The sequence below is a fragment of the Brevibacterium sp. CT2-23B genome (genome assembly GCF_013168765.1).
GTDB classification, from domain to species: Bacteria; Actinomycetota; Actinomycetes; order Actinomycetales; family Brevibacteriaceae; genus Brevibacterium; species Brevibacterium sediminis.
Window position 1 is genome coordinate 37,067 of the sequence record NZ_JABBYK010000002.1, and the last position, 12,170, is coordinate 49,236.

At 66.8% G+C, this 12,170-nt stretch carries 10 protein-coding genes; 6 read left to right on the forward strand and 4 right to left on the reverse strand.

All coding sequences use genetic code 11. The features are described 5' to 3' along the window. Positions 1-102: 102 nt before the first annotated feature. Together HIM68_RS05220 and HIM68_RS05225 are read right to left on the reverse strand one after the other, a co-directional pair. On the reverse strand, positions 103-1,476 hold the full coding sequence (locus HIM68_RS05220) for an SLC13 family permease (RefSeq protein ID WP_172170373.1): 1,374 nt from the start codon (positions 1,474-1,476) through the stop codon (positions 103-105). A 208-nt stretch (positions 1,477-1,684) separates the two neighbouring features. Then, the gene (locus tag HIM68_RS05225) at positions 1,685-2,821 is read right to left on the reverse strand and encodes a putative sulfate exporter family transporter (RefSeq protein ID WP_172170375.1); all 1,137 of its coding nucleotides are present in this window, start codon (positions 2,819-2,821) and stop codon (positions 1,685-1,687) included. A gap of 86 nt (positions 2,822-2,907) precedes the next feature. Between HIM68_RS05225 and HIM68_RS05230 the strand changes: the two genes are divergently transcribed. The 5 genes from HIM68_RS05230 to HIM68_RS05250 all read left to right on the forward strand — a co-directional run bounded on the left by HIM68_RS05230 (position 2,908) and on the right by HIM68_RS05250 (position 8,623). Further along, entirely contained in the window at positions 2,908-3,825 is a 918-nt protein-coding gene (locus HIM68_RS05230) for a LysR family transcriptional regulator (RefSeq protein ID WP_172170377.1), read from the forward strand. Between the two features lie 176 nt (positions 3,826-4,001). Further along, positions 4,002-5,189 (forward strand): PLP-dependent aspartate aminotransferase family protein, encoded by a 1,188-nt coding sequence (locus HIM68_RS05235; protein ID WP_172170379.1) that lies wholly within the window; start codon positions 4,002-4,004, stop codon positions 5,187-5,189. Continuing rightward, positions 5,189-5,761, forward strand: coding sequence for a GNAT family N-acetyltransferase (locus HIM68_RS05240; RefSeq protein ID WP_172170381.1), 573 nt, complete (start codon positions 5,189-5,191; stop codon positions 5,759-5,761). Before HIM68_RS05235 ends, HIM68_RS05240 begins: the two co-directional genes overlap by 1 nt. 231 nt (positions 5,762-5,992) lie before the next feature. Then, positions 5,993-6,754, forward strand: a complete 762-nt coding sequence (locus HIM68_RS05245; protein ID WP_172170383.1) for an enoyl-CoA hydratase — start codon at positions 5,993-5,995, stop codon at positions 6,752-6,754. Between the two features lie 237 nt (positions 6,755-6,991). Further along, positions 6,992-8,623 carry a long-chain-fatty-acid--CoA ligase gene (locus HIM68_RS05250; protein ID WP_172170385.1) on the forward strand — a complete coding sequence of 544 codons (1,632 nt, stop codon included), beginning with the start codon at positions 6,992-6,994 and terminating at the stop codon, positions 8,621-8,623. 64 nt (positions 8,624-8,687) lie between these two features. On the opposite strand, the gene chrA is transcribed toward HIM68_RS05250, so the two are convergent. Together chrA and HIM68_RS05260 are read right to left on the reverse strand one after the other, a co-directional pair. Next, positions 8,688-10,022, reverse strand: coding sequence for a chromate efflux transporter (chrA, locus tag HIM68_RS05255; RefSeq protein WP_172170387.1), 1,335 nt, complete (start codon positions 10,020-10,022; stop codon positions 8,688-8,690). 129 nt (positions 10,023-10,151) lie between these two features. Then, positions 10,152-11,015 (reverse strand): hypothetical protein, encoded by an 864-nt coding sequence (locus tag HIM68_RS05260; RefSeq protein WP_172170389.1) that lies wholly within the window; start codon positions 11,013-11,015, stop codon positions 10,152-10,154. A 164-nt stretch (positions 11,016-11,179) separates the two neighbouring features. Here HIM68_RS05260 and HIM68_RS05265 point away from each other — a divergent pair, with 164 nt between their 5' ends. Beyond that, positions 11,180-12,100: a 3-hydroxyacyl-CoA dehydrogenase NAD-binding domain-containing protein gene (locus HIM68_RS05265; RefSeq protein WP_172170391.1), complete on the forward strand. Its 921-nt coding sequence runs from the start codon at positions 11,180-11,182 to the stop codon at positions 12,098-12,100. Positions 12,101-12,170: the final 70 nt, after the last annotated feature.

Below are 12,170 nucleotides of genomic sequence, written 5' to 3' on the forward strand. Positions count from 1 at the left end.
TGCAGTCGGAAAATAGGTCAGCATCGGACACTTCTGTTGGAGAAAAGTGACCGATGCTGACCTATTCTTGGAGGCCCTGGAACCTGGCCCTGGCGCTCAGCCTCAGAACATCATGGCGGGCACGACGAGGCCGCCGACGAGCGCGACCGGTCCGATGACGACCATCGACATGCCGAACTTCACGAGGATGCGGGTCAGGCGCGGCTTGTCCTCGACCGGGGCGGTCGCGACGACCGTGGCACCCAGCGTCGAGAACGGTGAGACGTCGACGACCGCCGAGCACACGCCCAGAGCCGCGATGAGTGCCCAGCCGGGAACCCCACCCGCGGCGATGAGCGGCAGAGCCAGCGGCACGAGCGCGGCGAGGATGCCCGTCGTCGATGCGAAGGCCGAGACCAGGCCGCCGACGATGCAGAGGACGAAAGCGGCGATGAGCGGCGAACCGATCGACTCGGCGCCTTCACCGAGCAGGTCGACGGCTCCCATGTTCTGCAGCACGCCGACGAAGGTGATGATGCCGCCGACGAGCAGCACGGTCGGCCAGTCGATCTTCGGGATCGCGACCTTGCCCGTCTTCGGGTCGACGAGCGCGAGGATCGCTCCGAACATGAAGCAGAGCAGGCCGATGTCCGGTTCCTGACCGAGGGCCGCGAGCACGACCACGGTGCCGATGAGGCCGACCATGAAGATCACGGTGAGGATCTGTACGAAGGTGAACGGCTTGGATTCTCCCGCCACGTCGGTGGTGGAGGAGTCGAAGAGCGCTTCGTCTTCGTCATCCTCACCGAAGGCGACACTCGACGCCGAGGCGGAGCCGCGGGAGATCTTCGACTGGGCACTCCCGGCCGAAGCATGCTCGGCGGCCGCCACCGTCGTCTTCGAGAACAGCGACCGACCGTACATGAAGTAGGCGACGACGAGCATAACGAGGTAGACGGCCACGGCGATTCCGAAGAGCAGGAATGGGGAGAGGTCGATGCCGGCATCGTGGGCGGTCGAGTACGTGACGATTCCGTAGAGGCTGGTCGGGGCGAAGCCGCCGGCGCCGATGGCGAAGCAGATCGCCAGTCCCATGAGCGCGTAGTCGACACCGTACTTGCGGGCGACCTGCATTCCCACGGGCATCATCACCAGTCCCGCCAACGGTGCACCCATGGCCGCAATGCAGCCCGTGATGACGAAGAACACCGCGGGCAGCAGCACCGCCGAGGATCCGACGCGTTCGAGGGCCCAGTCGATGATTTTGTCGACGGTCCCGTTCTCCTGCGCGATCGCGAAGAAATAGGTGACCCCGGCCAGCAGGATCATGATGTCCAAGGGGAACTCGGCGATGATGTCGTCGATGGCCATATCGGTGAAGAGGAGCCCGGTTCCGGCCGCGCCGACGAGCATGAGCACGCCGATCTGCACGCCGCGGACAGCGCCGATGGCGAAGAGGGCGACGAATATGAGCAGAGCAATGATCTGAGTGAGCATGATGTCCTTGCGAAGGCTGAAGCGACACTGAGCATCGCTGGCTGATTCGCTGAGAGACTACCAGTGTTACCGGCGGGTACCGCTGAGGCGTGTCCGATCCGTCGGAAAGTCCCGATAGACGGAAAATCCTCCCCAATTGCTACCTGACGGCGGCCCAGCAACCTCGCGCGAGGTTGCTGGGCCGCCGTCAGGTAGCAATTGGGGAGGGTTAGGTGAGGAGGATGGCTCCGCCGAGGGCGATGAGGGCGACGATGATCGTGACGAGTGCGGCCAGGGCGATCGGCCGGGCGCCGAGGTTCTTCAGTGATCGCCACTGCACTCCGCGGCCGAGGGCGAACATCGCCATAGCCAGGCATACTGTCTGGATCCAGCTGAGACCGGTGACCGCGATCTCGGGCAGCAGGCCGAAGGTGCGCAGGGCCGCCATGATGAGGAAGCCGACGACGAAGAGCGGAACGATCGGCGGACGTTTGCCCTGCGCCGGAGTCTGCTTCGCCGCGATCGACACCGGCCCACCGGTCGATACCGCCCCCGCGGCCGATGCACCCGACCCGTTGCTCTCTCCAGTCGACCCCGCGGCTGCTGAGGTTCCGGTGGAACCGGCGGCCGCCTCGGTGCCGGTGTTCGTCAGTGCCTTGTCCTCGCTGCGGCGCACTGCGTAGCTGAACACGGCGACGGTGGGGGCGAGCATGATGACGCGGGCGAGTTTGACGAGGACGGCGATCTCGAGGGCCGCGGGGCCGATGATCCCGCCGATCGCCACGACCTGGGCAACCTCATGGGTAGCGGCACCGCCCCACATTCCGGCGGTCTCCGGGGACAGACCCAGGGCGGTCGAGAGTCCGGGCACGATCGCGATCATCAGGGTGCCGAAGAGGACGACGAGGCCGATCGCGGCCGCCACATCCTCCTTCTTCGACTTCAGAGTCGACTCGACTCCGGCGACGGCGGCGGCACCGCAGATGCCGAATCCGCTCCCGATGAGCACGGCCAGGGGGCGGTCGACCTTGAGCGGTCCCGCCAGGGCCAGGGCCGAAAGGATGCCGGCGGCGACGATGACGGCGGCGAGCACGAGAACGAGCCACCCGAGGTCGAGGATGTCGCCGAGCACCACCTGCGCGCCGAGGGCGACGATGCCCAGGCGCAGCAGCGGCTTCGCGGCGAAGTTGAGTCCGGGCATGAACGCCTCGGGCAGGTTGGGCACGAGATTGCCCAGAAGGATTCCGAGCACGATCGCCACGAGCAGCGGTGAGAGCACGGGGGCGAGCATGGAGATCGGCCACGCGACGGCCGTGGCTGCAGCGGCGACGGCGAGTCCGGGTAAGAGGGAGACGAAGCGGTTCATGACTTCAGTCTGTCAACGCCTGCACGGTCGCAGTAGACGGTGATTTCTTAGCAACCCATATGGATCTGATATGTCATGATGAGCATATGCACGACCTCGGGAATATGAAGAACTGGCCCGAGCTCCAGGCTCTGGGGCTGCTGGTGGCCCTCAGCGGCAACGCCAGGTCGATCGGCCAGGCCGCGGCGAAACTCGATCTCGCCCAGCCGAATGCCTCCCGCAGCCTGCGCAACCTCGAACGCGATCTCAAGGTGCCGCTGCTGCGGCGCTCTCCGCGGGGCACCGAACTCACCGTCGAGGGCCGCGCCGTCGCCGAATGGGCATCGAATGTCATCGAAGCCTACGACACGCTCTACGCCGGGGCCCGCGCGATCCAGGACGCCCGCGCCGGAACCGTCAAGGTCAGCGCTTCGCTGACGGTCGCCGAATACCTCATGCCCCACCACCTCACGACCTTCCGTGCCGCACACCCGACGATCGACATCGGTCTGTCGGTGGAGAACTCCGCGACCGTCATCGACCGGGTGCGCCGGCAGACCTGCGACCTCGGGCTCATCGAATCCGTGTCCCTGCCGCAGGACCTCAACGCCGAGGTGGTCGGCCGTGACCGACTCATGATCGCCTGTGCCCCGGACTTCGCCCACGCTTGGACGAAGCCGGTCACCGCCGAGGAGCTGGCGCAGGTGCCGCTGCTGGTGCGTGAGATCGGTTCGGGCACCAGGGAAGTCATCGACTCGGCACTGCTCGGAGCGGGAGGAGTGCGCGTGGCGGGGGAGTACGGATCGAACTCCGCCCTGCGCATTGCCGCCGCCACATCCGTGGCCCCGGCCGTTCTGTCCGAACTCGCCCTGCGCGATGACTTCCGAGCCGGACGTCTGGTGCCGCTGCCGGTGGCCGACGACGTCGACCTCACCCGCGAGCTCCACGCCGTATGGGCCCGGAACCGACGGCAGTCACCCGGGGCGCGTCTGCTGCTCGAGCACATGATCGACAGTCTCGAGTGACAGGATCCGAACGACGGGACCCGAGTGAAGGGGCCTAAGTGAAGGGGGCTCGAGCAGGTCGAAGTCTCCGCGCCGTCCGAAGCAGCGGACACCGGGCGAACCCTTCAGAGTTTCGGAAAAGTGTCCGAAATATCGCTGTCGATTCCGTGTGATGCGGTGAGGCATATATTGGGGACATGACACAGCCCGAGCCAGCCTCCTCTCCCGCCCGTCATCCCGAGTTCGCTCCGGACACCATCGTCGTCGAGACCGGACGACCTCAGCGCGTCGATGGCGCCTCGGTGAACCCGCCGATCGATCTGTCCTCGACCTTCGTGAGCGCGGGCGACATCTCGAACTCGCCATATGCCTATGCCCGCTTCGACACTCCCGCATGGACGCCCTTCGAAGAGGCGCTCGGTCAGCTCGAACATGCGAGCCTGCCCGGACTGGTCTTCGGCTCCGGCCTGGCGGCGATCTCGGCCGTGATCAGCCTCGTGCCCGCCGGAGGCACCCTGATCATCCCCACCCACAGCTACCAGGGAGCGCTCGCCTCAGCCGAGCAGATCGCTGGGCGGCAGAACTTCGACCTTGTCACCGTTGATATCGCCGACACCGAGGCGGTCATCGCCGCCCTCGACGAAGCGGGGCACGCGACGGCGGGCGAAGCCGCATCCCCGGGGATGCTGTGGATCGAATCGCCGACGAACCCGATGCTCGAGGTCGCCGACGTTCCCGCGCTGACCGCGGCAGCCAAGGACCGTGGATTCCTCGTCTCCGTCGACAACACCTTCGCCACCCCGCTGCTGCAGACTCCGCTCGACCTGGGCGCCGATATCGTCGTGCACTCGGTGACGAAATACCTCGCCGGGCACTCCGACGTCGTCCTCGGTGCGGTCGTGACCAGCAGCACCGGACTGCGCGAAGAACTGCACACGGAACGATCCATGCGGGGCGGAATCGCCGGTCCCTTCGAGGTCTGGCTGGCCCTGCGCGGACTGCGCACCCTGGCGGTGCGCCTCGACCGCGCGCAGGCCAACGCCCAGGTCATCGCCGAGCGCCTCGCCGCCCACCCGGCCGTCGTCGAAACCCGCTACCCGGGCCTGCCGAACGACCCCGGCCACGCCCGCGCGTCCGCGCAGATGAACGGATTCGGCGCGATCATCTCCTTCACCGTCGCGACCGCGGACAAGGCCACCGCCATCGCCGAGGCGGTCCGACTGTGGACGCCGGCGACCTCCCTGGGCGGGGTGGAATCCCTCATCGAACGGCGCCGCCGACACCCCTCGGAACCGGCGACAGTGCCCGAGGGGCTCATTCGGTTGAGCGTCGGCATCGAGAACCTCGACGACCTCTGGGCCGACCTCGAGGCGGCCCTTGCCTGATGAGGCAGACGCCCGACTATGTGCTCGACCGACCCAGCGCGGACGACCTCGACCAGTTCTTCTCCATCGACTCCGACCCGCGGGTCTGGACGCACCTGCCCAGTGGCCGTCTGACCGATGAGGAAGAGGCCGAAGCGATCCTCGTCCGACTGGCCTCGCAGTGGGAACTCGACGGAATCGGACCCTGGATGGTCAGGCAGAAACCGGGCGGGGACATCCTCGGCCATTGCGGCTGCTCGCTGCGCGGAGTCTCCGGCCCCGGTGCCTCACGCGGCACACCCGGAGCGTTCTGGAACCTCGGATACCGGTTCCGGCCCGAAGCGCAGTGGCGTGGCTTGGCGACAGCGGTCTCGCGGGAGGCGATGGAGGCCGCGGCAGACATCGACCCGGAGCTGCCGGTCGTGGCGTATCTGCTCGAGGTCAATACCGCCTCGGCGGAGGTCGCTCGCAGGCTCGGCCTCGAGCTCGTTCACCGCGCACCCGACGCCGGCAATCCCGACCCGACCGCCGTCCGCCTGGTCTTCGCCGACCGGGAACTCACCGCCGCCCAGCTCGACGCCACATTGGCTTGAGCACGACGCATTCCGCCGAGAAACGGGCTGCGTGCCGAGACACGGGTGTGGGCGGGCGTTTCTCGACGCTTGACCCGTTTCTCGGCGAAGAACGAAGCTGCTCGGGCGTGTGACGCAGATCAACTTAACGTACGTTAAAGTGACGGTAGATGCTTCCGCCCGCCCGAGAGCGGACGGAAGCAGAAGCCCCGAAAGCTACCCGGATCATCGGATTCGTACGAAGGAGTCGCATTGTCCACCAGCGTTCTCACCGAAGTCAGCGGCGATGTCACGACCGTGACCATCAACCGTCCGGAGAGCCTCAACGCGCTCAACGAGGAGACATTCCAGGCCATCGGCACGGCTGTCACCGAGGCGGCCGCGAAATCCCGTGCCATCATCCTCACCGGCAGCGAACGGTCCTTCAGCTCCGGAGCGGACCTGCAGGGTGGAGTGGCGAAGCGCGAAGGCATCGACCTCGCCGGGGCGAATAAGATCATCGCCGCGATCCTCGACCTGCCCATCCCCACGATCGCCGCAGTGTCCGGGCCGGCAGCCGGCATCGGCTGTTCCCTCGCCCTGGCCTGCGATTATCTGGTGATGAGCGAGAAGTCCTATCTCATGCTGCCGTTCACGAAGATCGGGCTCATGCCCGACGGGGGCTCCACTGCCCTGGTCGCTGCCTCGGCCGGACGACACCGAGCCCTGCGCCTGGCGCTGACCGGAGAGAAGCTGCAGGCCGCCGACGCCCTCGACTGGGGACTGGCCAGCGAGGTCGTTCCGGGTGGAAGCCACCTGGAACGTGCCGGAGAAGTCGCCGCGGTCTTCGCGCAGGGCCCGACCCGTGCCCTGGCAGCTTCGAAGCGAGCGATCAACCGGGCCAGCCTGGCCGAACTCGACGCGTCCTTCGCCCGCGAGGTCGAAGGACAGGATGCGCTGCGTGCGAGCAACGACTTCGCCGAGGGGGTCGCCGCCTTCCTCGACAAGAGGGCACCCGGCTTCACCGGGGAATGATTGTGGGTCGGCGCGGACGAAACGGTTCATGACTGCCAGACCGCACGCTGGTCCATAGCGGCCGGACCGCAGACCGGTTGATAACTGTTTGACCACGAATCAAGGCATCTGCATCCGCACCGCCTCCCCACCTGATGTGATGGTGACGACCGCCCACCACGAAACCGGCGATCACGATTCTTCTCCCGTCGCGGCCACAGCGACGAGGAGGAACCGGAGCACGAACGAAGGAGTCTCATGCTGACAGGAATCCCGTCCACCCTGGGCGACAGCTACCAGCTCAACACCACCAGCCTCATCCGCCATGCAGCCACCGTCTTCGGCGATGCCGAGGTCGTCTACCGCCGTTCGGACGGATCCTGGGGCCGGTCGAACTACGCCGACGAGTTCAAGCGCATGGCGCAGCTCGCCCACGGCCTCGCCGACCTCGGTGTCGGCGCCGGCTCCATGGTCGGAGTCCTCGACTGGAACTCTCGCCGCCACCTCGAGCTCTACTTCGCCGTGCCCGGTGTGGCCGCGACCATGCTCCAGCTCAACCTGCGCCTGGCTCCCGAGGACCTCGCCTACGTCGTCAGCCACTCGAAGTCGGACTGGATCTTCGTCGACGAATCGCTGCTGACCGTCGCCGAATCGCTGGCCCCGAAGCTCGACGTCAAGGGCTGGGTCGTCATGACCGACAAGCCGATCGCCGAGATCGAGACGAGCCTGACCAGCGTCGTCTCCTACGAAGACCTCATCGCGGAGAAGTCCGAGACCTACGACTGGCCCGTCGTCGACGAGAAGACCGCCGCCTACGCCGGATACACCACCGGCACAACCGGCCGCCCCAAGGGTGTGTACTACTCGCACCGGTCGATCTACCTGCACACAATGGGCGGTCTGGCCGCACTCCACGCGAACTTCGACGACTGCGTCATGCCCATCACCCCGATGTTCCATGTGCTGTCGTGGGGCTTCCCGCAGAATGCTGTGGCCGCCGGCGCCAAGCTCGTCCTGCCCGGCAAGTTCGCCGCCGAGGAATTCGGTGCCATCGCCCAAGCCTTCGTCGAGGAGAAGGTCACCCTGGCCAACGGCGCCCCCGCCATCTTCGGGCCGATGCTGCAGATGATGAAGAAGATGCCGCAGGCCCCGGACCTCAGCGGTGTCCGTCTCGTCTCCGGGTCGTCCGAGCCGCCGCTGTCGATGATGCGCGGGTTCAAGGAGGTCACCGGGGCCGACGTCATCCACGGCTACGGTGCCACCGAAACCACCCCGCTGGCGTCGACGAACTGGAAGATCCGTCCCGGTCTAGACCTCGACGAGGAAGAGAAGTGGGACCTCAAACGCTCGCAGGGCCTGCCGATCATCGGTGTCGAAATGAAGACCGTCGACCCCGAGGGCAATGAGCTGCCACGCGACGGAAAGTCCATGGGCGAGCTCCTCATGCGCGGACCCTGGATCACCGAGTCCTACTACCAGCTGCCCGACAACGCCGACCGGTTCCTCGACGGGTGGTGGCGCTCGGGCGATGTCGGCACCATCGACCAGTACGGCTACCTGAAGATCACCGACCGACTCAAGGACGTCATCAAGTCCGGAGGCGAGTGGATCTCGTCGATCGACATGGAGAACGCGATCCTCGACAACCCCGACGTCAGCGAGGCCGCCGTCATCGGCGTCCCCGACGAGAAGTGGGATGAGCGGCCCGTCGCCTACGTTGTGGCCAACCCCGGCACCGAGGTGACCCGGGACTCGATCGTCGAAACGTTGAGTGCTCGTTTTGCCAAGTGGCAGATGCCCGACGAGGTCAGGGTCGTCGAGGAGATGCCGCGCACCTCGGTGGGCAAACTCGACAAGAAGCTGCTGCGCAAGGACTGGGAAGAGTCCTGATCGCAAGGTTGAGCTAGGCAGGGGCTGATCTGGGCAGGGGCGGTCGAGCCCCGGGCCTGACCGATCACAGCAGCAGCCAGCCGAGCACCCCGGCGCCGATCACCGTCGCCCACGCCGGGACCTTCCACATGGTCCCGGCGACGAAGGCGGCGACGGCCAGCGCCAGGGTCGCAGGCGAGGTGATCCCCTCGACGAACACAGGATCGTAGAGCGCGGCCCCCAGCAGCCCCACGACGGCGGCATTGACTCCGGTCAGTGCCGCCGTCGCCGGTTCCCAGGCACGCAGCCGTTCCCAGAACGGCAGGATCCCGACGACCAGCAGACCCGCCGGAAGGAAGATCGCCAACAGGGCGATACCGGCACCGAGGATGCCGCTCGGTCCCGTCGTCATCGACGCTCCGAGGAACGCCGCGAAGGTGAACAGCGGACCGGGAACGGCCTGTGCTGCACCGTAGCCGGCGAGGAACGTGTCGTGGCCGACCAGACCGGTGGGCACGAGTTCGGCTTCGAGCAACGGCAGGACGACATGACCGCCGCCGAAGACCAGGGCCCCGGCCCGATAGAAGATATCGATGAGGCGAATGGTCGCATCCCCGGTCGCCGCGGTGAGCGCGGGCAGTCCGAGGAGCAGAGCGGCGAAGGCGATGAGGGAGGCGATGCCCAACCGTCTGGCACCGCGGGAGGCGATGCGGCTCTCGGGGGAATGGGGCCCGACCGCGGCAGCTGCTGACTCGGAGGCGGAAACTGAATTGGAATCGACCGCTGTGTAGGGTGCGGCCGCCTCGGCGGAGGATTCCTGCTCTTTCCCACTTTCGTCGGGCCGTTTCAGCCAGACGAGGCCGAGAACTCCGCCGAGGACGATCGCGGCGATCTGGACGAGCGCCGTCGGCACCATCGAATCCGGGATGACGAGCATGAGGATGAGGGCGACAGCGGCGATGCTCGCACGACGAGCATCCGGGGTCAGAGTTTTCGCCATCGACTGCACGGCACCGGCGACGACGGCCACCGCGGCAGCCTTGAGCCCGAGCAGCCACCCGGCATCCCCGAGGTCACCGAAGGCCGAGAGCCCCAACGCGAAGAAGGTGAGCAGAATCGCCGACGGCAGAGTGAAGCTCACCCACGCGGCCGCGAGCCCGGGCAGGCCCGCACGGCGCAGCCCGAGTCCCATGCCGACCTGGCTCGACGCAGGGCCGGGCAGCATCTGGCACAGGGCCACGAGGTCGGCGTACTCACGGTCGTCCAGCCAAGAACGGCGGCTGACGAAGGTCTCGCGGAAGTACCCTAGGTGGGCGACGGGACCGCCGAACGACGTCAGGCCGAGGCGCAGGAACGATCCGGCCACCTCGGCGAGGGGCGCCGGACCAGGCGGCTGTGTGGCCGCCGTATCACTGTTCATCGGTCCTCCGCTTCGCTCAGGTGAACACCTCAGTGAACACGTATCAGGTGACGCCGAGGTGAACGGGACAGCTGCCGGCAGCGCGAGCAGGCTCGCCGCGCCGGGCGAACGGGCAGCGAAGGTGAACGCTCAGGGGTGGTGGAGGAGGTAGGTGCCGCCCTTGAGGCAGGTGTCGACGACCCAGCCGTCGCCGACGAGCCCGGTCAGCGCCGTGCGCAGCGCCAGTCGCCAGCGGCTGGCGAGATCGGCATCCTGTCCGCGCAGGTCCTCGATATCGGAGGGGAAATCCAGCGAGACGAACTCGGTCTCCTTCGGAACCTCGCTCAGCAGCGGCTCCCCGTCGTCATCGGCGCGCAGGCAGGGGAACGCCGATCCGGGATCGACGACCGAGGCGCGTGCCGGACGGTCGAGCGGCCAGGACACCATCATCCGGTCGCTGGCCTGGCCGGAGTTCACCCCATCGCGCATCTGCCCGTAGAAGTCCTCGAGGTATTCGACCATTCCGACGCCCAGACGCTGGAAGTTGAAGTACGCATTGCGGGCGATGAGCGGGTCGAAAGTCCAGGTCATCTCGGTGATGCCGAGGTTGAGGCACCACAGACGCTGGTGCAGCTTCATCGCGGATCCGGCCCCGCAACCGATGATCTGATGGCGGACTCCGGCGATATGCGAGTGCATGACCGAACCCAGAGGCTGGCCGAAGAAGCCGATGGTCACACCGATCATCTCGTCGGGTTCGTCGACGCTGTACGCAGCGGAGACATAGTTGCCGGCGTGGGCGAAGGCGATGATGAGGCTGGGTTCGAACACGTTCGTGCCGGTCTCGTCAACGTTCCAGACTTCGTCGAGCAGCAGTGAGGCCTTGGCCGCCTCGTCGGCGGTGTGGATCTCGCGCACCTTGATGCGTGCGGTCTCGGCCGCGGCGGCGTATTCGTCCTCCGCCAGGGCGATGATCTCCGAGTCCACTGTTCTCAGTTCTGGGTTCGCGCTCATGGTGACATTGTGCCACCAGGACGCGACCTCGGCGGGAGGCACACGGCAACGATTCGACTACGGCGAACGGGCAGGTGTCTGCCGCCGCACGCTTGGGTGAATGCCCTCGCACGCCCCAGTGAACTCCGCCGCTCGAGCAGGTGGGGCGGGTATAGCCTGGTCGCATGAGCTCAACAGTCGCCGTCATCGGCGCCGGAACCATCGGCCGATCGTTCGCCTTCCTCTTCGCCCGCAGCGGGTACACGGTGCGGGTCTTCGACCCGCGTCCCGACCTCGCCGAGGTGGTCGCCGGCTTACAGGCCGACGTCACCGCTGATGCCTCCGCCGAAGATGAGTTGGCCTCTGAAGTCGGCACCGTGGAACTCGCCGAATCCGTCGAGGCCGCAGTGGCAGGTGTCGTCTTCGTCCAGGAATCCGGTCCCGAGGATCCGGAATCGAAACCCGTGCTGTTCTCTCAGATCGCCGAGGCGGCTCCGGCCGGGGCCGTGTTCGCCACATCGTCGTCGACGATCCCGGCCTCAACGATCGCGGCCGCACTGCCCGAGTCCGCGGCCTCCCGCGTCATCGTCGGCCACCCGTTCAATCCACCGCACCTCATGCCTCTCGTCGAGGTCGTGCCGTCGCCGCAGACCTCCCAGGAGACCGTGGAGGCCGCGGTCGAGTTCTACCGCAGCTGCGGGCGCGAACCGGTGGTGCTGGGGCGCGAGATCCGCGGATTCGTCGGCAACCGGCTGCAGAATGCGCTGATGAAAGAGGCGATCTCGCTCGTGCAGAACGGCGTCGTCACTGCCGAGGGGCTCGACACAGTGATGAAGAATTCGCTGGGTCTGCGCTGGTCGGCCATCGGCCAGTTCGAAGGCATGCACTTCGGCGGGGGAGAGGCCGGGATCCGCGGTTTCATGGACCATATCGGACCGGCGTTCGCCGCCATCGAGGACCTGCCCGTCGACGTCGATCCCGCAGGTATGGAAGATGTCTTCCAACAGGTCGAAGACGCTTATGGCCCGACCCCGACCCCACAGGCTGCCGCGGTCCGCGATCGGATCCAGAAGGCGGTGCTCGAGGCCCGCGGTCAGGGGCGCTGAAACGTCTTCCCACGTGCTGACCGTTGGCCCGTGTTGGTGACGAGTCAGACACTCTCACCAGTATGAATAA

Coding starts and splice junctions, on each gene's coding strand:
- HIM68_RS05220 (WP_172170373.1), bottom strand. CDS start 1,476: ATGCTCACTCAGATCATTGCTCTGCTCATATTCGTCGCCCTCTTCGCC.
- HIM68_RS05225 (WP_172170375.1), bottom strand. CDS start 2,821: ATGAACCGCTTCGTCTCCCTCTTACCCGGACTCGCCGTCGCCGCTGCA.
- HIM68_RS05230 (WP_172170377.1), top strand. CDS start 2,908: ATGCACGACCTCGGGAATATGAAGAACTGGCCCGAGCTCCAGGCTCTG.
- HIM68_RS05235 (WP_172170379.1), top strand. CDS start 4,002: ATGACACAGCCCGAGCCAGCCTCCTCTCCCGCCCGTCATCCCGAGTTC.
- HIM68_RS05240 (WP_172170381.1), top strand. CDS start 5,189: ATGAGGCAGACGCCCGACTATGTGCTCGACCGACCCAGCGCGGACGAC.
- HIM68_RS05250 (WP_172170385.1), top strand. CDS start 6,992: ATGCTGACAGGAATCCCGTCCACCCTGGGCGACAGCTACCAGCTCAAC.
- chrA (WP_172170387.1), bottom strand. CDS start 10,022: ATGAACAGTGATACGGCGGCCACACAGCCGCCTGGTCCGGCGCCCCTC.
- HIM68_RS05260 (WP_172170389.1), bottom strand. CDS start 11,015: ATGAGCGCGAACCCAGAACTGAGAACAGTGGACTCGGAGATCATCGCC.
- HIM68_RS05265 (WP_172170391.1), top strand. CDS start 11,180: ATGAGCTCAACAGTCGCCGTCATCGGCGCCGGAACCATCGGCCGATCG.